Annotated in this window: 21 protein-coding genes; 12 read left to right on the top strand and 9 right to left on the bottom strand. The window is 72.0% G+C overall.

From position 1 onward, the window contains the following. Positions 1-258: 258 nt before the first annotated feature. Both LJ657_RS32390 and LJ657_RS32385 read left to right on the top strand, forming a co-directional pair. Positions 259-2,322 (top strand): HelD family protein, encoded by a 2,064-nt coding sequence (locus LJ657_RS32390; RefSeq protein WP_232652458.1) that lies wholly within the window; start codon positions 259-261, stop codon positions 2,320-2,322. A gap of 264 nt (positions 2,323-2,586) precedes the next feature. Further along, positions 2,587-3,228, top strand: coding sequence for an LppU/SCO3897 family protein (locus LJ657_RS32385; protein WP_232652457.1), 642 nt, complete (start codon positions 2,587-2,589; stop codon positions 3,226-3,228). Positions 3,229-3,272: 44 nt separating this feature from the next. On the opposite strand, the gene LJ657_RS32380 is transcribed toward LJ657_RS32385, so the two are convergent. Then, positions 3,273-3,965: a copper homeostasis protein CutC gene (locus LJ657_RS32380; RefSeq protein ID WP_232652456.1), complete on the bottom strand. Its 693-nt coding sequence runs from the start codon at positions 3,963-3,965 to the stop codon at positions 3,273-3,275. A 119-nt stretch (positions 3,966-4,084) separates the two neighbouring features. After that, complete coding sequence (locus LJ657_RS32375; RefSeq protein ID WP_232652455.1) at positions 4,085-4,756, bottom strand: maleylpyruvate isomerase family mycothiol-dependent enzyme; 672 nt, start codon at positions 4,754-4,756, stop codon at positions 4,085-4,087. A gap of 226 nt (positions 4,757-4,982) precedes the next feature. Between LJ657_RS32375 and LJ657_RS32370 the strand changes: the two genes are divergently transcribed. Both LJ657_RS32370 and LJ657_RS32365 read left to right on the top strand, forming a co-directional pair. Further along, positions 4,983-5,666, top strand: a complete 684-nt coding sequence (locus LJ657_RS32370; RefSeq protein ID WP_232652454.1) for an HD domain-containing protein — start codon at positions 4,983-4,985, stop codon at positions 5,664-5,666. 10 nt (positions 5,667-5,676) lie between these two features. Then, a complete protein-coding gene (locus LJ657_RS32365) occupies positions 5,677-6,744 on the top strand; it encodes a GNAT family N-acetyltransferase (protein ID WP_232652453.1) in 1,068 nt (355 codons plus the stop codon). Here LJ657_RS32365 and LJ657_RS32360 read toward each other — a convergent pair. Both LJ657_RS32360 and LJ657_RS32355 read right to left on the bottom strand, forming a co-directional pair. Then, the gene (locus tag LJ657_RS32360) at positions 6,726-7,004 is read right to left on the bottom strand and encodes a DUF4031 domain-containing protein (RefSeq protein WP_232652452.1); all 279 of its coding nucleotides are present in this window, start codon (positions 7,002-7,004) and stop codon (positions 6,726-6,728) included. The genes LJ657_RS32365 and LJ657_RS32360 overlap by 19 nt on opposite strands. Further along, positions 7,001-7,384, bottom strand: a complete 384-nt coding sequence (locus tag LJ657_RS32355) for a DUF8819 family protein (protein ID WP_232652451.1) — start codon at positions 7,382-7,384, stop codon at positions 7,001-7,003. Before LJ657_RS32355 ends, LJ657_RS32360 begins: the two co-directional genes overlap by 4 nt. Positions 7,385-7,439: 55 nt before the next feature. Between LJ657_RS32355 and LJ657_RS32350 the strand changes: the two genes are divergently transcribed. Together LJ657_RS32350 and murQ are read left to right on the top strand one after the other, a co-directional pair. Next, positions 7,440-8,363 carry a MurR/RpiR family transcriptional regulator gene (locus LJ657_RS32350; RefSeq protein WP_232652450.1) on the top strand — a complete coding sequence of 308 codons (924 nt, stop codon included), beginning with the start codon at positions 7,440-7,442 and terminating at the stop codon, positions 8,361-8,363. Positions 8,364-8,500: 137 nt separating this feature from the next. Further along, a complete protein-coding gene (gene murQ, locus LJ657_RS32345) occupies positions 8,501-9,433 on the top strand; it encodes an N-acetylmuramic acid 6-phosphate etherase (RefSeq protein ID WP_232652449.1) in 933 nt (310 codons plus the stop codon). Positions 9,434-9,457: 24 nt separating this feature from the next. Here murQ and LJ657_RS32340 read toward each other — a convergent pair whose 3' ends face one another. The 3 genes from LJ657_RS32340 to LJ657_RS32330 all read right to left on the bottom strand — a co-directional run bounded on the left by LJ657_RS32340 (position 9,458) and on the right by LJ657_RS32330 (position 12,321). Then, a complete protein-coding gene (locus LJ657_RS32340; RefSeq protein WP_232652574.1) occupies positions 9,458-10,381 on the bottom strand; it encodes a zinc-binding dehydrogenase in 924 nt (307 codons plus the stop codon). 165 nt (positions 10,382-10,546) lie between these two features. Then, the gene (locus LJ657_RS32335; RefSeq protein ID WP_232652448.1) at positions 10,547-10,780 is read right to left on the bottom strand and encodes an acyl-CoA carboxylase epsilon subunit; all 234 of its coding nucleotides are present in this window, start codon (positions 10,778-10,780) and stop codon (positions 10,547-10,549) included. Further along, entirely contained in the window at positions 10,777-12,321 is a 1,545-nt protein-coding gene (locus LJ657_RS32330) for an acyl-CoA carboxylase subunit beta (protein ID WP_232652447.1), read from the bottom strand. The genes LJ657_RS32335 and LJ657_RS32330 overlap by 4 nt, the downstream gene beginning before the upstream one ends. A gap of 251 nt (positions 12,322-12,572) precedes the next feature. Between LJ657_RS32330 and LJ657_RS32325 the strand changes: the two genes are divergently transcribed. Further along, a complete protein-coding gene (locus LJ657_RS32325) occupies positions 12,573-13,226 on the top strand; it encodes a LuxR C-terminal-related transcriptional regulator (protein ID WP_232652446.1) in 654 nt (217 codons plus the stop codon). Positions 13,227-13,302: 76 nt separating this feature from the next. Here the strand turns inward: LJ657_RS32325 and fabG are convergent, their stop codons facing one another. Next, positions 13,303-14,067 (bottom strand): 3-oxoacyl-ACP reductase FabG, encoded by a 765-nt coding sequence (fabG, locus tag LJ657_RS32320; protein WP_232652445.1) that lies wholly within the window; start codon positions 14,065-14,067, stop codon positions 13,303-13,305. Between the two features lie 186 nt (positions 14,068-14,253). Between fabG and dmpI the strand changes: the two genes are divergently transcribed. The 3 genes from dmpI (at position 14,254) to LJ657_RS32305 (ending at position 16,883) form a co-directional block, all read left to right on the top strand. Then, positions 14,254-14,436: a 4-oxalocrotonate tautomerase DmpI gene (gene dmpI / locus LJ657_RS32315; protein ID WP_030941186.1), complete on the top strand. Its 183-nt coding sequence runs from the start codon at positions 14,254-14,256 to the stop codon at positions 14,434-14,436. Between the two features lie 132 nt (positions 14,437-14,568). Beyond that, on the top strand, positions 14,569-15,621 hold the full coding sequence (locus LJ657_RS32310; RefSeq protein ID WP_232652444.1) for a phosphotransferase family protein: 1,053 nt from the start codon (positions 14,569-14,571) through the stop codon (positions 15,619-15,621). Between the two features lie 47 nt (positions 15,622-15,668). Next, on the top strand, positions 15,669-16,883 hold the full coding sequence (locus LJ657_RS32305) for an acyl-CoA dehydrogenase family protein (RefSeq protein ID WP_232652443.1): 1,215 nt from the start codon (positions 15,669-15,671) through the stop codon (positions 16,881-16,883). Here LJ657_RS32305 and LJ657_RS32300 read toward each other — a convergent pair. After that, positions 16,868-17,062 (bottom strand): hypothetical protein, encoded by a 195-nt coding sequence (locus LJ657_RS32300; protein ID WP_232652442.1) that lies wholly within the window; start codon positions 17,060-17,062, stop codon positions 16,868-16,870. The two genes, LJ657_RS32305 and LJ657_RS32300, sit on opposite strands and share 16 nt — an antisense overlap. Between LJ657_RS32300 and LJ657_RS32295 the strand changes: the two genes are divergently transcribed. Together LJ657_RS32295 and LJ657_RS32290 are read left to right on the top strand one after the other, a co-directional pair. Further along, positions 17,061-18,344 (top strand): beta-ketoacyl-[acyl-carrier-protein] synthase family protein, encoded by a 1,284-nt coding sequence (locus LJ657_RS32295; protein ID WP_232652441.1) that lies wholly within the window; start codon positions 17,061-17,063, stop codon positions 18,342-18,344. The two genes, LJ657_RS32300 and LJ657_RS32295, sit on opposite strands and share 2 nt — an antisense overlap. Next, positions 18,341-20,161, top strand: a complete 1,821-nt coding sequence (locus LJ657_RS32290) for a CoA-transferase (RefSeq protein WP_232652440.1) — start codon at positions 18,341-18,343, stop codon at positions 20,159-20,161. The genes LJ657_RS32295 and LJ657_RS32290 overlap by 4 nt, the downstream gene beginning before the upstream one ends. Positions 20,162-20,183 lie beyond the last annotated feature (22 nt).

The following is a 20,183-nucleotide window of genomic DNA, read 5'->3' as shown; positions in this document are numbered from 1 at the left end:
GCGGACCGACCCTCCTTCGCCGCCGCGTACGACTCCGGTCGTGGCCCTCCCTCCCTGGTATGACGGGGACATCCCCTAGGGGACCCTGAGGGGCCCTGAGGGGGAGGACAGGGAGGTGGAAAAACCGTTGGCTTCCGTCTCCCCCGTTCACCTAGAATCTCCGCTCTTGCCCGCCTCCCTCCACGGAGCGCCGCCGCCCGGACGGAAACCGGCCGGCACCTTGCAGCCCCAGCCCGCAGCACCTTCGGAGGCACCCCCTTGTCCACGCCCGTCGACGACCCAGCCCCTCTCGACGACCCCCTCTCCCGCGAGCGCGCCCACCTCGCCGAATCCCGTTCCGCCCTGCGCGCCATGCGCGAGGACGTCGAGTCGCTCGACATCAGGGACGTCACCGCGAACTGGGTCAACTCGGAGGTCCTGGCCCGCCAGATCGACGAGCGCATCAAGGCGCTGGCCGACCTCAGCGACACCCCGCTGTTCTTCGGCCGCCTCGACTACCTGCACGCTCCGGGCGTCGACAAGGCGGAGGGGGCGGACGGCGAGCGCTTCTACATCGGGCGCCGGCACGTGCACGACCACGACGGTGACCCCATGGTCATCGACTGGCGGGCACCGGTCTCGCAGCCGTTCTACCGGGCGTCGAAGAAGGACCCGCTGGACATCGCGCTGCGCCGCCGCTTCGGTTACACCCGCGGCGACATCACCGCGTACGAGGACGAGCACCTCTCCGACCCGGCCGAGGCCGCCCGCACCAGCAAGCTGCTCCAGCAGGAGATCGAGCGCCCGCGCGTCGGCCCGATGCGCGACATCGTGGCGACCATCCAGCCCGAGCAGGACGAGATCGTGAGGTCCGGGCTGGGTGGGACGGTGTGCGTGCAGGGAGGGCCCGGGACCGGGAAGACGGCCGTCGGCCTGCACCGCGTCGCGTATCTGCTCTACGCCCACCGTGAGCGGCTCGCCCGCACCGGCACGCTCGTCATCGGGCCGAACAGGTCCTTCCTGCACTACATCGAGCAGGTTCTGCCCGCGCTCGGCGAGCTGACGGTCCAGCAGGCCACCGTGGACGACCTCGTGGCGGCAGGCATCGAGATCAGGGCCACCGACGACGCGGCGGCCGCGATCATCAAGGGCGACGCGAGGATGGCGGAGGTGCTGCGGCGGGCCGTCCTCTCCCACGTCACCATGCCGACCGAGCCTGTCGTCGTGGTGCGCGGCTCACGCCGCTGGCGGGTGCCGGCGTACGAACTCGAAGTCATCGTCCGGGAGTTGCTCGACCGCGGTATCCGTTACGGCGCCGCCCGCGAGGCCCTCCCGCAACGCATCGCGCACGCCGTGCTGGTGCAGATGGAGCGGTCGGGGGAGGCGCCGGACGACCGGGTGCAGGACGCGGTGGCCCGCAACACGGCGGTGAAGGCGGCCGTCAAACAGATGTGGCCGCCGGTCGACCCGGCGAAACTCGTGCTGCGCCTGCTCACCGACGCGGACTTCCTCGCCGTACACGCGGACGGCGTCCTCACCCAGGACGAGCAGAAGACGATCCTCTGGGCGAAGCCGGCGCGGAGCGTCAAAGCCGCCCAGTGGTCCGTGGCGGACGCGGTGCTGATCGACGAGACGACGGACCTGGTGCAGCGCACGCACTCCCTGGGGCATGTGGTCCTGGACGAGGCGCAGGACCTCTCCCCGATGCAGTACCGCGCGGTCGGCCGCCGCTGCACCACCGGTTCGGCGACCGTCCTCGGCGACCTGGCGCAGGGCACCACGCCCTGGGCGACGAGGAGTTGGGACGAGGCGCTCGCCCACCTGGGCAAGACGGACGGGGTGATCGAGGAGCTCACGGCCGGTTTCCGCGTCCCGACGGACGTCATCTCGTACGCCTCCCGTCTGCTGCCGCACATCGCACCCGGCCTGACTCCGGTCGCGTCGGTCCGCGAGAACCCGGGCTTCTTCGCCCTCCGTCCGGTCGAGGACGTCTCCGAAGTGGTCGCCGCCTGCGAGGAGTTGCTCCGCAACGAGGGGTCGACGGGCCTGATCGCGGCCGACGCCCGCGTCCCGGCACTGGCGGCGGCTCTGACGGCGGCCGGGATCACCTGCCTGGCCCCCGGCGAGGAGACGACTGCCGAGACCCGCCTCACCCTGGTCCCGGCGTCGCTGGCCAAGGGCCTGGAGTACGACTACGTGGTCCTGGACGAGCCTCAGGCAGTGGTGGACGGCGAGCCCGACGAACGCACGGGCCTGCGCCGCCTGTACGTGGCGCTGACCCGCGCGGTGTCCGGGCTGATCGTGACGCATGCGGCGCCGCTGCCGCCGCAGCTCGCCGGGTAGGGTGCTGCTCCGTTGTGACATGTCACCCCGGAAAGGCCCCAGTTGAGCACGCCGCCGCCCTCGCACCCCGCCTATCAGCCGGTTCAAGGGCCGTATCAGCATCCTTCCGGGCCGTATCAGCATCCTTCCGGGCCGCATCAGCAGACGCCGGGTCCGGGTCCGTATCTGAAGGCCCCCGGGCCGTACCCGCCCGCTCCCGCCTGGCCGCAGCAGTACGGCGGCGGAGCCTGGGGGCCGGGGGCGGCCTGCCGGGTGTGCGGGGCGATGCCCGCCGCGCCGGTGACGATCCGCGGCCACCAGGGCATGGTGGTGATGATGCGGTTCCTGCGGCGGGAGGGCATGTTCTGCCGTACCTGCGCGCTGGCGAGCTTCCGGGACATGCAGGCGGACACCATGGTGATGGGCTGGTGGGGACCGCTGTCGGTGCTCATCACGCCCTTCACACTGCTGGGCAACCTCAGCGCCCTGTCCGGCATCCGGCGCATCCCGGAGCCGGCCACCGCGGGTTTCCGGCCGCCGCTGGATCCGGGCAGACCGGTGTTCCGGCGGCCGGCGGGCATCATCGCCCTGATCCCGCTGTGCCTGGTCGGCCTCGTGGTGGTCGCGATTCCGCTGCTTGTGATCATCGGTCTGGTGGTCGGGCCGAGTCACAGCGGCGACACCACTGACAACAGTGTCGACCACCCGACCCTCACGGTCGGCTCGTGCGCCCGTAACACCACGGAGTGGCCCGCACAGGATCTCCGGCCGGAGCCCTGCGACTCCCCCGCCGCGGAGCTTCGCGTCTACGCCCCGGAGAAGAACTCGTGCGCGGCCGGGGACTATCTGGCCTACCTGGAGTACAGCAAGGACGGCACATCTCTGTGCCTGCACCCGCTGAAGGGCCACGCGGTCCAGCACCGCTAGAGGGCCTCGCTCAACGCCCGTCCAGCACCGCTAGAGGGCCTCGCTCAACGCCCGTCCAGGACCTGCCGCCACTCCCGTACGGACTCCGCCGCCACGGGGTGTTCCCAGCCCCCCGGCCTGGCGGCCCCGCCGATGTGAAAGGCGTCGATCCCCGCAGCCCGTAGCTGTGGCACGTGCTCCAGCCGCAACCCCCCGCCGACCATGATCCGCGGCTCGTAGCCGGGCTCCCCGCACCGCGCCGCCTCGGCGAGCAGTGTGGGGAGCCCGTCGTCCACCCCGGCGGCCGAGCCGGCCGTGAGGTAGGCGTCGTGTCCCGGCAGGCCGTCCAGCTGTTTGCGCAGTGCGTCCCGGTCCGCGGCCCGGTCGATGGCGCGGTGGAAGGTCCAGCGGCAGCCGTCCAGTTCCTCCACCAGCCGCTCCACGGCGTCCAGGTCGACCTGCCCGTCCCCGTCGAGGAAGCCGAGCACGAACTCCTCGGCCCCGGCCGCCCGCATCTCCCGGGCGACCCGGACCAGCCGCTCCACGTCCCCGGCGGCGAACCCGTCCGCCAGCCGCAGCATCACGCGCAGGTCGATGTCGACGGCGGCACGGATCCCGGCGAAGGTCTCGACCGGCGGGGTCAGCCCGTCGGCCGCCATGTCGGTGACCAGCTCAAGGCGGTCCGCACCTCCGGCCTGGGCGGCGACCGCGTCCTCGACGCCGAGGGCGATCACCTCCAGGACTGCACGCGTGCTCATAGGACCCCTTCCGTCGGTGTTCCCCTGGAGCGGCTACAGGTCTAGTCCAATCTCAGGGTACGACGACGGGGTGGACGACCGCGAGATCGCCCCCGGGCCGGAAGGGATCCGCCGTCCGGTCAACCGAACATGTTCAGCTCCGCCGCCTCGGCTCCCACCAGCTCGTACGACGTGCCCTCGGGCACCGACCGGCCCGCGTAGAGCCGTACGAGAGTCGCCGCGTCCCCGATGAAACGCGCCGGGTTCCGCTCCCCGCTCGCCTCCCCCAGCAGCAGTGGCTCGTCCACGTCGTCGAGGTCGGCGTGCAGCGGCAGACGGCCCCTCTCGCGGGTGATCCGGGCGAGGAGGACGAGGGCGTCAGGGAGGCCGGGGCCTCCGTACGCCTCAGGCTCACCCCAGACGTCCCGTACGTCGCCCGCGTGCACCCACTCCCCCAGCGCGACCCTGTCCAGCACACCGCCCGCCTTGGCGATCACCGGGCCGGCCTCGGTCATCCCGCGCTCCAGCTCGTCCACGACCTGCTGGTTCGACCAGTCGGCGCGCTCGGCGATGTCCCGGTCGTTGGAGGCGGGCGAGAAGACGCCCTCCTCGAAACGGCTCTCCACCACCCGCAGCAGCGCGGAGGAACAGTGCGCGAGCACGTCCCGGACCGTCCAGCCGGGACACGCGGTGGCCGGCAGGGCGAAGTCCGCGTCGGGGCGGGCGCGGAGGAGCGGGATCAGGGCGTCGCGCTCGACGGCCAGGAGGCGTCCGGGGAGTTCGGGGTCGCGTACGTCGGCAGTTGTTGTCATGGGGGCCACGCTAGGGCCTGTCCGGCGGATCAGGTCGGCTGCGGGTCACGGCGCTTGTGGCCGCCCCGAGCCGGGACTTGGGGCCCCACGCCCTCAAGGCGGATGGGGGCCGCGCGCAAGACTCCGCAACGTCGAGCGGATCCACCAGCAGGCCCCGGGGGCGCCGGGTGATCGACGGGAGGAGCGGCAGATGTGGGAGGGGCGGGCGAGGCGGGAGAATGAGGGCATGGCCCATCACGCACGTCTCGATGCCGATGCCGATGCCCTGCGCACCCGCTGGACCCGCGCCCTGGAAGGGGCCCGGTCCCCCGCCGCCGGCCCCGACCCGGCCCCGTACGCCGACAACCTCCTCGCCCGCTGGCAGGAACCGCAGCGCCACTACCACACGCTCGCGCATCTCACGGCGGTCCTCGACCACGTCGACGTACTGGAGAAGTACGCGGCAGACCCGGACGTCGTGCGCCTCGCCGCCTGGTTCCACGACGCGGTCTACTTCCCCGACCGCTCCGAGAACGAGGAACGCTCGGCCCGCCTCGCCGAACGCGCCCTCCCCGAGGCGGGTGTCTCCGACGCGAAGACCGCCGAGGTGGCCCGCTTGGTCCGCCTCACCGTCACCCACGACCCGTCCGCCGGCGACCGCGACGGCCAGGTCCTGTGCGACGCCGACCTCGCGATCCTCGCCGCGCCCCCGTCCGCGTACGCCGCCTACACGGCCGCCGTACGCGAGGAGTACCACTTCGTCCCGAGCGACGCCTTCCGCGAGGGCCGTGCCGCGATCCTGCGCCAACTCCTCGGCCTGCCACGGCTGTTCAGGACGCCGTACGGGCAGGAGCAGTGGGAGGCGACGGCGCGCTACAACCTCGCCTCCGAGCTGGAAATGCTGTCGCTTCCGACCGGCCCGGCCGCATAGTCTGCGGCCCATGCGCGGATGGGGCGGGGACCAGGTGGAAGAGGCCGTGGCGGGCTGCGTGGCGGCCCTGCGGCCGGCGGTGGACCGGGACTGGACGGGGGTGCGGGCGGCCGGGCTGGAGTGGAACTGCCACGAGACGGCGTTCCACATCGCCGAGGACCTCATCGGGTACGCCGCCAACCTGGCCGGAGGCGCGAAGGACGACTACGTCCCCTTCGAGATCACCCTCGACGACGGCACCGACAACACCGGTCTGCTTCAGGTGATCGAGGCGACCGGCGCCCTGCTCGCCGCAGCCGTCCGCACCGCGCCGCGCGAGGCCCGCGCCTTCCACCCGTACCCGTTCCGCAGCGCGAACCGCGAGGGCTTCGCCGCGATGGGCATCGCCGAGGTCCTGGCCCACACATACGACATCGCGGGCGGCCTGGGCCTGGAGTACGAACCCCCCGCCGCACTGGCCGAGTCCGTCCTCTCCCGTATCTTCCCGCACGTCCAGCCGGGCCCCGACCACTGGCGCACGTTCCTGTGGGCCACCGGCCGCGGTGAACTCCCCGGCCGTGCCCGCCTCACCGGGTGGCGCTGGAACAACAACCTGGTCCTCCCCACCGACCGCCTCACCCTGCAGGGCATCACGCCCGCGGCCGCGCGCGACCTGGTGGCGGGCGGCGACGGCGGCTTCGAGTGGCTCGACGGCGGACCCTTCGAGGGCACCCGGGACGCCGCGAGCTTCATGCTGAAGGCGTACGAAGGGGGCGTGCACCGCCCGGAGTTCGGGGTCTTCGCCCTCGTCCGCCGCGAGGACGGCCGTGCGATCGGCGGCATCGGCTTCCACGGCGTCCCCGACGAGGAGGGCCGCGCCGAGATCGGCTACGACCTCACCGAGGCGGCCCGCGGCACCGGTTACGCGACCGAGGCACTGCGCGCACTGTCGGACTGGGCGCTGGCAAGGGACGACGTGAGCACACTCTTCGCGACGATCGAACGGGACAACCTCCCGTCCCAGGCGGTGGTCACCCGCGCCGGCTTCCGGAAGGCGGGCGAGGACGAGCAGACGCTCGCCTACGAACTGGGGCGCTGAGTCCGCCCCTTCGGCCGCCGCAACCCCGCTCCCGTCAGCAGCCGCACCACCTCCCGACTGCTGACCTCCACGGCCCCGGCGGCCACCACGTCCGCATACCGGTGCGACGGAATGTCGTAGTGGTCCCGCTCGAAGGCGCGCGGCGGTACGCCCAGCTTCTCGGCGAACGTGTGCAGTTCGTCGTAGGAGACGTCGCTGATGAGGTGCGACCACATGCGCCCGTGTCCGGGCCAGGTCGGCGGGTCGATGTACACGGTCACGAGGACGACGACCCGCCCGTGGCCGACGCCAGCGTCCCGACCGCGGCGACCTTCACGCCTGCCTTGTGGCAGACCCAGTGCGGGTCGGGGCCGAGCTCCGGCTCGACGTCGAGGGCGTGCGGGTCACCGCCGCCGCAGGCCGGGCACAGCGGCCAGCGGCCGTACGTCTCCAGCAGGGCGTCCTGGACGTCCTGAGCGACCAGTCCGGCGACGTACTCGACGCCCTCCGGCCACTGCTCCACCCACCACCGCCGCTGCACGACGGACTCCTCGACCATGGACACCACGTCCGCAGCGGCGACCTCGCCCGCGGCGAGATCGGCGAGTACGAGGGCGCGTGCGGCGTGCAGGGCCTGCTCCAGGGGACTGATGGGATGCATGCCCCCATTGTGCGCACTCTTGACCAGGAGACCGAGCCGAAAATATCTTTCACGGGTGGCCCAGAACGTGAAGGAAATTTTCTCCGGTTCGGCAGGCCGGGCGAGTGCGCCTCCCGCTCCCGCCGCCCTCGCCGCGAAGGTGCGCACGCTCGCGCCCTCCATGACCCGCTCCATGCAGCGCGTCGCCGAGGCCGTCGCCGCAGATCCGGCCGGCTGCGCGGCCCTCACGGTCACCGGTCTCGCCGAGCTGACCGGCACCAGCGAGGCGACGGTCGTACGGACGGCCCGGCTGCTCGGGTATCCGGGCTACCGGGACCTGCGGCTCGCCCTCGCCGGACTGGCGGCGCAGCAGCAGTCCGGGCGGGCACCCGCCATCACCACCGACATCGCGGTCGACGATCCGATCGCCGATGTCGTGGCGAAACTCGCGTACGACGAGCAGCAGACGCTCGCCGACACCGCGGCGGGCCTGGACACCGTGCAACTGGGGGCGGCCGTCGCCGCGGCGGTGGGCGCGCGACGCATCGACGTGTACGGGGTGGGGGCGTCCGGTCTCGTCGCCCAGGACCTCACGCAGAAGCTGTTGCGGATAGGGCTGATAGCCCAGGCGCACAGCGATCCGCATCTGGCCGTGACGAACGCCGTGCAGTTGCGGGCAGGGGACGTCGCCATCGCGATCACGCACTCCGGGTCCACCGGGGACGTCATCGAGCCGTTGCGGGTCGCCTTCGAGCGCGGGGCCACGACGGTGGCGATCACGGGGCGGCCGGACGGGGCGGTCGCCCAGTACGCCGACCATGTGCTGACGACGTCGACTGCGCGGGAGAGCGAGTTGAGGCCCGCGGCCATGTCCTCCCGGACCAGTCAACTCCTCGTCGTGGACTGCCTGTTCGTGGGGGTCGCGCAGAAGACGTACGAGACGGCGGCGCCCGCGCTGGCCGCTTCGTACGAGGCACTCGCCCATCGGCACCGACGGTAGACCGCAACTCCGGCCCATCGCGGACGTCTGCGGGTCCGTTGTGGCTGGTCGCGCCCGCGCGGCGGAGCCGCATGTCGGCGCAGCCCCGCGCCCCTCAAAGACACCTACCGGAACCGTGAGTCGAAAGAGCCGCACCCATGACCTCCACCTCCAACCCCCGTGATCTCCGCGCCGAGTTGGAATCGCTGACCACCGAGGCCTTCCGGCCCGAGCTCGCCGAGATCGACCGGCTGTCCACGCTCGACATCGCCCGGCTCATGAACGGCGAGGACGCGACCGTCCCTACGGCCGTCTCCCGGCAGCTGCCGTCCATCGCCGCAGCCATCGACGCCGTCGCCGCGCGGATGGCGCGGGGCGGGCGGCTGATCTACGCCGGTGCGGGCACCGCCGGCCGGCTCGGCGTCCTGGACGCCTCCGAGTGCCCTCCCACCTTCGACACCGACCCCGAGCAGGTCGTGGGCCTGATCGCGGGCGGCCCCGACGCCATGGTCACCTCCGTCGAGGGCGCCGAGGACTCCGTGGAGCTCGCCCGCAGCGACCTCGACGCCCTGCGTCTCCTGGCCGCCGACACCGTGGTCGGCATCTCCGCCTCCGGGCGCACCCCGTACGCGATCGCCGCCGTGCGGCACGCCCGTGGGCTGGGGGCGTTGACCATCGGCCTGGCCTGCAACGCGGGCAGTGCGCTCGCGGCGGCGGCCGAGCACGGCATCGAGGTCGTCGTCGGCCCGGAGCTGCTGACCGGTTCCACCCGTCTCAAGGCGGGCACGGCGCAGAAGCTCGTCCTCAACATGCTCTCCACGATCACGATGATCAGGCTCGGCAAGACGTACGGGAACCTGATGGTCGACGTACGCGCCTCGAACGAGAAGCTGCGCGCCCGCTCACGGCGGATCGTCGCGCTCGCCACGGGCGCTTCGGACGACGAGATCGAGCGCGCCCTCGCGGCCACCGACGGCGAGGTGAAGAACGCGATCCTCACCCTGGTGGCCGGCGTGGACGGCCCGACGGCGGCGCGTCTGCTGGAGGACTCGGACGGGCATCTGCGGGCGGCACTGGCGGCAGCCCGCTGACGCCCCGTCGGGAACCGGGTGTCGCTACGACGCCACGGTGAGCACGGCGTTCGCCGTGATGCGCCGGTCACGGAGGTCGCCGAGGGCGGTCGCGGTGTGTCGCCAGTCCTCCAGACGGCCGATCTGCGGGTGCAGCCGGCCGCTGTCGACGAGCCGGACCAGAGCGGCCAGGTCGGTGCCGAACGGCTCGTCGAAGTGCTCGTAGTGGAAGTGGCGCACGGTGGCCGAGCGGGGGCCCTTGAAGAACGCGAAGAAGCTGAGCTCCGCGGGCTGCCGGGAGGCCTGCCCGAACCAGATCAGTTGTCCGCGCTCACGCAGCAGGGCGAGCGCACGCGGCGTGGAGGTGTCGCCGACGGACTCGAGGACGACGTCGAAGGGGCCGATGGCGTCGTCGAGGTCGTGCACTACGGTGGCCCCGAACTCGGCGAGCAGCTTGCCCCGTTCGGGGGTCGCGGTGACCGCGGTGACCTCGGCGCCCTCACCGAGGGCGAGTTCGGTGACGTAGTGGCCGACCCCTCCGGACGCCCCGGTGAGCAGGATCCGCCGACCGGCGACGGAGCCCGCCACGCGCAGCAGTCGCAGGGCGGTGAGCCCGGCCAGCGGCAGCGCGGCCGCCGTCTCGAAGGAGACGCCGTCGGGGAGTGCGGCCAGGGAGTGGGTGGGTACGGCGGCGTACTGGGCCCAGCCGTTCGCCGGCGGGTGGCCGACGACGCGGGTGCCGACGGCGGGTCCGGTGCCGTCCGCGGCCGCCCGCACCACGACTCCGGCGATGTCCTTGCCGGGCCGGCCGCGCAGCCCCAGCGGCCCGTGGAGCTGGAAGACCTCGCCGCGGTTGATGGAGAACGCCCGTACTTCGACGAGGGCCTCGTCCGGCGCCGGCTGCGGCACCTCGGCCTCGCCGAGTTCGACCATCTCCTCGGGTCGCCCGGTGGGCAGCAGGGCCTTCATCGGGTGACCTCCTGCGGGCGCGGCTGCGGGCATGACTGACTCCTGTGTTCTGTGTCGGGTGGTTCTCAGCACGCTAGGGGCACTCTTCGGCGCTGCTCAACGCATGTGCTCCGCAAGTGCGTTCGCGGTGTCCCGGAAGTGACACTCCCGGGTCGGGTGCGCTGCTCATCCGCGTGGGCGCGGGCCGTGTGCGCGCCAGGTGCCGGCTGCCTGATGCCGGGCCGGTCCGTTCCAGTCCGCTCTGGCCGGTGCGGCGGACCGGTGGCCGAGGGGGGCGGCGCGGCGGGCGGCCACGGCCTGCAGCACCGCGAGGACCGCGGCGAGTTCGTCGGCGTCGGCGCTGCCGCGCACCAGGCGTACCGTCGGAGCGGGGGTCAGGTCGGGGTGCGCGGCGCTCATACCGGCTGGTTCCCGTGCTTGCGCTCGGGCAGCTGCGCGTGTTTGGCGCGCAGCATCCGCAGCGACCTGATCAGTACCTCCCGGGTGCGCCGGGGATCGATGACGTCGTCGACGAGGCCGCGCTCGGCCGCGTAGTACGGATGCATGAGTTCCTCCCTGTACTCGGCCACGCGCCGGGCCCGGGTGTGTTCCGGGTCGTCGGCCGCGGCGATCTCACGGCGGAAGACGACGTTTGCCGCGCCCTCCGCACCCATCACGGCGATCTCGTTGGTGGGCCAGGCGAACGACAGGTCGCAGCCGATGGAGCGGGAGTCCATGACGATGTAGGCGCCGCCGTACGCCTTGCGCAGGATGACCTGGACCCGTGGCACGGTGGCGTTGCAGTAGGCGTAGAGCAGTTTGGCGCCGCGCCGGATGATGCCGTCGTGCTCCTGGCCGGTGCCGGGCAGGAAGCCGGGCACGTCGACCAGGGTCACCAGGGGGATGTTGAAGGAGTCGCAGAACTGCACGAACCGGGCGCCCTTCTCGGAGGCCGCGATGTCCAGGGCGCCGGCGCCCGCCATCGGCTGGTTGGCGACGATGCCGACGACCTGGCCGCCGAGCCGGGCCAGGGCCACGACCAGGTTGGGCGCCCACAGCTCGTGCACTTCGAACAGGTCGCCGTCGTCGACGACTTCCTCGATGACCCGGCGTATGTCGTAGACCTGCTGCGGGTCGGCCGGCACCAGGTCGAGCAGGGCGTCCCCGCTTCGGTCCGTGGGGTCGTCGCTCACCGCGTCGGGCGGCAGCTCGCGGTTGTTGGCCGGCAGCATCGACAGCAGATGCCGTACGTCCTGGAGGCAGGACTCCTCGTCGTCGTACAGGAAGGCGGAGACGCCGGAGCGCGCCGAGTGGACGTCGGCGCCGCCGAGTTCGTCGTGGCCGACCCGCTCGCCGGTGACGGCGTGCACCACGTCGGGTCCGGTGATGTACATCTGCGCGGTGCCGCGCACCATGAACACGAAGTCGGTGAGGGCCGGCGAGTACGCCGCGCCGCCGGCGCACGGTCCGAGGATCACGCTGATCTGCGGGATCACCCCGGAGCAGCGCACGTTGCGGGTGAAGATGCCGCCGTATCCGGCGAGCGCGGTCACCCCTTCCTGGATCCGGGCGCCCGCCCCGTCACTGAGGGCGACCAGAGGTGCTCCGGCGGCTTCGGCCAGGTCCATGATCTTGTGGATCTTCTGGGCGTGGGCCTCGCCGAGCGCTCCGCCGAAGATCCTGAAGTCGTGTCCGTAGACGAACACCTGCCGTCCGTCGATGGTGCCCCAGCCGGTGACGACGCCGTCGCCGTGCGGTTTTTTCGCCTCCAGGCCGAAGCCGGTGGCCCGGTGCCGCCGCAACCCCTCGACCTCGGTGAACGAGCCCTTGTCCAGGAGGAGCGCGAGGCGCTCGCGGACGGTGAGCTTGCCCCGGGCGTGCTGTCGCTCGGTGGCCGCCGGATCGGGTCCTGTCAGCAACTCGCCCTGAAGAGCGGCAAGTGCGCCCAGGCGTTCACGCATGGAGAACTCCTTTTCTGCGCGCCGGAAATCAGCTGTCCGCCCACGCTAGGCGGCCGCGCCCCGGGTCGGACAGAAAGCGCTCCGAAAGGGCGGCGGGGGGATTCCTAGGTGGCAAGGTGCACGGGCACTCTGGTGGCATTTCCGGTTCAACCCCTCTCTCCTGCCGTTAGGTTCGGTTTCCCCCGGCCCGTTTCCCCCACCCGCCGGAAGGAGTCGCGCATTCACCGGCCCTCTCTACCTGGAGACAGAACATGAGCGAGGAGAAAACACTCTCGGCCCGTCATATCGCCGTGATCGCCGACCCGTTCCCGATATCCCGCGCCGCGGTGGCCTCACTGCTGCGCCGCTCCGGAGCGGTCGACGAGGCTCAGGAGGCGAAGACCCGGCAGGATGCCCTGGATCTGGTGCGCCGGCTTCGGGCCGACATGCTGGTCACCGAGGTCGATCTGGCGGGCCGGGGCGACGGGGTGCAGCTGTGTCGGCAGGTCAAGGGGCTCGCCCGGCCACCGACCGTCCTGATGTTCACCGGCGCCGACGACCCCGCGGTGGTCGCCGCGTGCCTGGCCGGCGGAGCCGACGGTTTCGTCCACCGCACGGCGTCGCCCGAGCGGCTGGTACGGGCCGTGGAGGCTCTCGCGGCGGGACGGCACGTCTGGTATCTGCGCGAGCACGCCGGCCTTGCCCCCGAATCGGGAGCGCAGCCGCGTGTGCCCGGAATGACCGCACGCGAACAGCAGATACTGGGGCTGCTGCTGGGCCGGTACTCGAACGACGAGATCGCGGCCGAACTCCATCTGGCCCGGCAGACCGTCAAGAACCATGTCAGCAACGTGCTCGCCAAACTCGGCGTGGCGAACCGGCGTGAATTGCTGGCCCGTCGGGACCCTCTAGCGACCGCTTCCTGAAAGGCGCCTGGCACAAGGGGAATGAGCAGGACGGTGAACGTCCTGCTCATTCCCCTTTTATGCAAAGGCTATGAGTTCAGCACAGCGGTCCGCCGGCCACGTACAGCACCTGGCCGGAGACGAAGCTCGTCCGCTCGCCGACGAAGAACGAGACCGCCTCGGCCACGTCCTCGGGCACGCCCACCCGCCGCACCGGGATCCCGGCGGCGCAGTCCTCCTTGAACTGCTCGAAGGCGATGCCCATCCGCGCGGCCGTCGCAGCGGTCATGTCGGTGGCGACGAAGCCGGGGGCGACGGCGTTCGCGGTGATGCCGAATTTGCCGAGTTCCAGGGCCAGGGTCTTGGTGAAGCCCTGCAGACCGGCCTTGGCGGCCGCGTAGTTGGCCTGGCCGCGGTTGCCGAGCGCCGAGGACGAGGACAGGTTGACGATGCGGCCGAAGCCCGCGTCGACCATGTGCTTCTGGCAGGCCTTCGACATCAGGAAGGCGCCGCGCAGATGGACGTCCATGACGGTGTCCCAGTCCGAGGCGCTCATCTTGAACAGCAGGTTGTCGCGCAGCACGCCCGCGTTGTTGACCAGCACGGTGGGCGCCCCGAGTTCCTCGGTCACGCGCGCGACGGCGGCCGTCACCTGCGCCTCGTCGCCGACGTCCGCCGCGACGGCAAGGGCCCGGCCGCCGTTGTCGGCGATGCGTCGTGCGGTCTCGGCGGCGGCCGCCGCGTCCAGGTCGAGGACGGCGACCGCGTGTCCGTCGGCGGCGAGGCGCTCGGCGGTGGCCGCTCCGATGCCGCGGGCCGCTCCGGTCACCACGGCGATGCGCCGCTTGGTTGTCGATGTCATGCCGGCGAATTTATTCGGCCCGCACGCTGTACAGCGGGGCGATGTCTCCTACGAAACACGGCGCGGCACCCTAGGAGTCATTCTCCTTGAAAGCCTTCCCGGGCCCCGCCTAGCGTTCTGGTCATACCGAGGCCGTCACCGAAAAGGCGGCGGCCCGAAATTCAGAATTCCCCCCAGGAGGTTGAAATGCCCATCGTCACCGTTCAGCAGGGCCCGCGCGACGTCGAGCTCAAGCGCGACCTGGTCGCCCGTATCACGGACGCCTTCGTCGACGCGTACAAGATCCCGGCGGAGACGGTCCAGGTGTGGATCCAGGAGGTTCCGGCGGACAGCTGGGGCGCCGCGGGCAAGCTCATCGCCGACAGCTGACACCTGCCCTTTCCTTCCCGTTCCCCTTCCCCCGGCACGGTCCCGGCCGCCCCTCGTCGGCGGCCGGGGCCGTGCCGTCTCGCCGGGGACCTTCACCGCCGCAGTCCCGTACCGCCGGAAACGGAGAGCACCGTGACGACACCGACCACCACGACGGCGCCCGGTGCCCTCGACGGCATCGACACCGGGCGCCTCGCACACTGGCTGGAGAGCAGCCTGCCGGGCCGCGGTCCGCTGGCCGGGGTGACCCCCCTGGCGGGCGGGCGGTCCAACCTGACGTACCGGCTCTCCTGGGGCGGCCGCACTTTCGTGCTGCGCCGGCCGCCGCTGGGGCATGTGCTGGCCACCGCCCACGACATGGCGCGCGAGTACCGGGTGCTGAGCGCGCTCGGTCCGGCCGGCGTGCCCGTGCCGCGTACGTATGCGCTGTGCCGGGACGCGGACGTGCTGGGCGCGCCCTTCTACGTCATGGGGTTCGCCGAGGGCGTCACCTACCGCAGCGACGCGGAACTCGCACCACTGGGAGAGCACTCGGCGCAGCGCACCACCCATGCGCTGGTCGACACCCTGGCCCTGCTGCACTCCGTGGACCCGGAGTCGGTGGGGCTGGCCGACTTCGGCCGCCCCGAGGGCTTCATGGCCCGGCAGGTGCGGCGCTGGCGCCGCCAGTGGGACCACTCGCGCACCCGGGAGGTGGACGGCGCCGACCAGCTCAACGACCGCCTGGCGGCGACCTGTCCTCCCTCCGGGGCGGTGGCGGTGGTGCACGGCGACTACAAGCTGGACAACGTGCTGCTCGACCGGGCGGACCCGGGCCGGGTCACCGCGGTGCTCGACTGGGAGATGTCCACGCTCGGCGACCCCCTGGCCGACCTCGGCATGCTCTGCATGTACTGGGACGGCTTCGCCGGTGTCGACCGCCCACCGGTCGCCTCCCCCGGCACCCTGCCCGGCTGGCCCGGCCGCGAGGCGCTGGTGGAGCGGTACGCCGCGCACGGCACGGCCGGCCTCGAACGGCTGGGCTGGTACACCGCGTTCGCGTTCTACAAGCTCGCCGCGATCCTCGAGGGCATCCACTGCCGCACCGTGCAGGGCCTCACCGTCGGCGAGGAGTCCGCGAACCTCGCCGACGCCGTACCGCTGCTCGTGGCCCGCGGCCACGACGCCCTGCGCACCGCCGGCTGAGAGCCTGTGCGCCCAGAACCCGCCCTGTCTGCAACGGAGTTGCCTCCATGGACTTTTCCTACGACGCCCGGACCGAAGACCTGCGCACCAGGATGCTCGCCTTCCTGGACGAGCAGGTGCTGCCCGCCGAGCCCGTCTTCCACGCCCAGCACGCCGCAGGCCACCCCTGGGGGCGTCCCCCGGTGCTGCAGGAACTCAAGACCGAGGCGCGTCGCCGGGGCCTGTGGAACCTGTTCCTGCCGGACGACCGGTTCGGCGCGGGGCTGACCAACCTGCAGTACGCCCCGCTCGCCGAGATCACCGGACGCAGCCCCTTCATCGCACCGGAGGCCGTGAACTGCGCGGCCCCCGACACCGGCAACATGGAGGTCCTCTCCCTGTTCGGCACCCCCGGGCAGCAGGACCGCTGGCTCAAACCGCTGCTCGACGGGGCGATCCGCTCGGCCTTCTGCATGACCGAGCCGGAGGTCGCCTCCTCGGACGCCGCGAACATCACCACCCGGATCGAACGGGACGGCGACAGCTATGTCGTCAACGGCCGCAAGTGGTGGTCGTCAGGGGCGCTGGCGCCGGAGTGCGAGCTGCTGATCGTGATGGGCAAGACCGACCCGGAGGGGCCGCGCCACCGGCAGCAGTCGATGATCCTGGTGCCGCGGGACACCCCGGGGGTGCGGGTCGAGCGCGGTGTGCACGTCTTCGGCTACACCGACGGTCCGCACGGCGGGCACGGCGAGGTCGTCTTCGACGACGTCCGGGTACCGGCCGAGAACATCATCGCGGGCGAGGGCGAGGGCTTCGCCATCGCTCAGGCCCGCCTCGGCCCCGGCCGGATCCACCACTGCATGCGGCTGATCGGCATGGCCGAGCGCGCCTTCGACCTGATGTGCGAGCGGGCCGGCAGCCGGGTCGCCTTCGGCCGGCCCCTCGCCGAGCAGGGCGTGGTCCGCGAGTGGATCGCCGAGGCGCGCGTCCGCATCGAACAGGCCCGACTGCTGGTGCTGAAGACCGCCTATCTGATGGACACGATCGGCAACAAGGGCGCCCACACCGAGATCCAGGCCATCAAGATCGCGGTGCCGGCGATGGCCGAGTGGGTCATCGACAAGGCCATCCAGACGCACGGCGGCGGCGGGGTCTCCCAGGACTTCCCGCTGGCCGAACTGTGGGCCCACGCCCGCACCCTGCGCCTGGCCGACGGCCCCGACGAGGTGCACCGCGCCTCACTGGCCCGCCGCGAACTGCGCCGCTACCAGAACACCTGACGACCGTTCACCAAAAGGCCGCCCTTCCATTCCGGAAGGGCGGCCTTTTTGTTTTCTACGGCGATTTCCCAGCCGGAATTGAAAGCCGGAAATCCGGTACCGCGAGTACTGATTTCCCCCTGAAAGGGTACCCGGCGGCCCATGGCCGAAGTCCCGGCCTCGCCTACCGTTTTATTCATGACGAACAGTGAATTCGAGATACCCGAAGAACGCGTGGTCGTCACCGGAATCGGCGTCGTCCTCCCGGGCACCCTCTCCGTCGACCGGTTCTGGGCGAACATCTCGGGCGGCAGGTCCCAGGTGGGCCGGCTCACCCGGTTCGACGCGGAGCAGGCGGGCCTTCCGGTGTACGCGGCGGCCGAGATCGACGACTTCGACCATCACCCCTTCCTCCCGGAGCTGACGGACGCGCACGCGGCCAAGTACTCCCGGGAGATCCTCATCACCATGTCGGCCCTCGCCGAGGCCCGCCGGGACGCCGGGCTCGGTCCGGGCGCCCTGGACCCGCGCCGGCTGGGCATCGTGATGTCCTCCTCCCGCGGCCCGTTCGGCTGGTGGCGCGACGTGCTCACCGGCGCCGACCCGGACGCCTTCGGCGACAAGGGCGCGATGTTCCGCGGCCTGCCCGGCTGCCCGGCCTCGCTGTCCGCCGTCTACACCGGGGCCCAGGGCCTCGTCACCACGGTCAGCAACGCCTGCGTCGGCGGCCACCAGGCCATCCAGCTCGCGCTGCGGGAGCTGCGCTCCGGTGCCGCCGACGCGATGCTGGTCGGCGGCCACGAGTTCCCGATCGTGCCCGAGGTCGCCGCCTGCTACCGGGCGATGGGCCACGGGGTGCTCTCCTCCGAGCGCGAGGACCCGAGCCGCGCGGTGCGCCCCTACAGCAACGACCGCGAGGGCTTCGCACTCGGCGAGGGCTCCGTCGTGCTGTGCCTGGAGCGGGAGTCGGTCGCCCGCCGCCGCGGCGCCCGCGTCTACTCCGAGATCCTCTCGGCGGCCTCCCTGAACGAGGCCGCCCACCCCACCACCATGGACCTGACCGGCAAGGTCACCGCCTCGGTCATCGAGGACGCCCTGGCGAGCGCGGGCCGCCGCGCGGACGACGTCGACTACTTCTGCGCGCACGGCACCGCCACCCGGTACAACGACATCGCCGAGTCGCGTGCGCTGCGCGCCCTCTACCCCGAGCGCACGACCGCCGCCCTTCCGCCGCTGAGCTCCAACAAGCCCATCTACGGCCACACCTTCGGCCTGGCGGGCATCATCAACGTCGCCGCGACCAGCCTGATGATCCACCACCAGACGCTCGCGCCCACCATCAACTTCACCACGCCGGACCCGGAGTGCGACCACGACCACGTCTTCGAGGGACCGCGCCCTGCCGAGCTCGGCCTCGCGGTGTCCATGTCGTTCGCCTTCGGCAGCCAGACGGCGGTCGTCGCACTGGGAGCCCCGGCATGAGCCGGCCCCTGATCGCCGCCGACGTGGACGAACTGGTCCGCGCCCTGGTCCGGCCCGGCGACCACGTCCATCTGGCCGGCACCCCGTCCCGCCCCAACGCCCTCACCTACGCCCTGTGCCGGGTCTTCGGCGCCGACGGCCGTCTGACGGTCTCCACGACCGCCGTGCACTCCTCGGCCCACGCGCTCGCGCTCTCCGGTGTCGCCGACAAGGTCATCGCCGGTTTCGCCGGGGACACCTATCCCTCGCCCCGCCCCAACCCCCTCTACACGGACCTGGAGAGGGGCGAACCGTTCACCTTCGAGGCCTGGTCGCTGCTCAGTTACGTACAGCGGCTCATCGCCGGCGCGCAGGGAGCCCCGTACGCGGTCACCGGTTCGCTGGCCGGCACGGATCTCGCCGCGGGCAAGGCGGACGTGCTCCACCGGGTGCCCGACCCCGCCCGCCCGGGCGAGGAGATCACCCTGCTCGCCCCGCTCCGCCCCGACGTGACACTCGTCCACGGCGTGGCCGCCGACGAGGACGGCAACATCGCCCTGGTGCCACCGCTCGGCGAGGGCGCCTGGGCCGCGTACGCCGCCGGGCGCGGTGTGATCGCCTCGGTGGAGAAGATCGTCAGCCGTGACGAACTGCGCGCCGTCAACGACCGCGTGGTCATCCCCGGCCAACGCGTCCTGGGCCTGACCGAGGCCCACCTGGGAGCCCACCCCCAGGCCCTGCGCACCGACCAACTCCTGGGCGTGGACGGCTACTTGGACGACTACGCCTTCCTGGAGGAGATAGTCGCCTCCTGCCACGGCGAGGAACGCGGCCAGGACTGGTACCGCACGTGGGTCACCGCCCCCGGCTCGCACAAGGAGTACGTCCACCGCCTGGGCCCCCGGCGCCGCACCGCCCTACGCATCCCGGACCCCACCCGGGCGGACGACGACTACGACGCCGAAACCGAGACCTGGGCCGAGATCTACCGCTGCGAGAAGGAGGCGGTCGCCAAGGTCAGCCCCACGCCGACCACGGCACCCCACCCCGCACCCCCCACGCCCGCCGAGCAGGATCCGGTCACCCCGGCACCCCCCACCCGCCAGGAACGCCTGATCGTGCTCGGTGCCCGGGCCGTCGCCGAACAGGTCCGCGCGCACGGCTACGACACCCTGCTCGCCGGGATCGGCACCTCGCACATGGCGGCCTGGCTCGCGGCCGAGCTGCTGCGGACCGGCGGCGAGGACGTCAAGGTCGTCGCCGAGCTGGGCATGTACGGCTTCCGGCCCGAAGGCGGGGACACCTTCCTGTTCAGCCTGCTGCACGCGAGCAGCAGCGAGATGCTGGCCGGCATCCCGGAGATCCTGGGCGGCATGGTCGCGGCCAACCCCCGCGCGCTGGGAGTCCTGGCCGCCGCCGAGATCGACGAGAGCGGCACGATCAACACCAGCCGCGGCGCGGACGGCCGCTGGCTGACCGGCTCGGGCGGCGCCAACGACATCGCCTCCAGCACGGACTGCGTGGTGATCGCCCCGTCCTCCCGCCGCCGCTACGTCACCGAGGTCACCTACCGCACCAGCCCCGGCCACCGGGTCCGCGAGGTGGTGAGCGACTTCGGCCGCTTCACCCGAGCCGACTCCGGCTTCCGTCTGTCGACCTACCTCCCCACGGACGATGCACCCGACGGCCCCGAGGAACTGGCCCGCCAGGCCGCCGAGGCGATCACAACCCGCACCTCCTGGAAGTCCGACACCTCCGGGATCGTGCCCGAAAAGCCGGTGACGCCAGAGGAGTTGACCCTCCTGCGCACCCTTGACCCAGACGGCCGCTTCCGCTGAGGGCCCATCGCAGCGCGCCTGG

The sequence above is a fragment of the Streptomyces guryensis genome (genome assembly GCF_021261325.1).
Lineage (GTDB): Bacteria > Actinomycetota > Actinomycetes > Streptomycetales > Streptomycetaceae > Streptomyces > Streptomyces guryensis.
The sequence above is the reverse complement of the archived record's forward strand: the minus strand, read 5'-3'. Positions and strand labels throughout refer to the sequence as shown.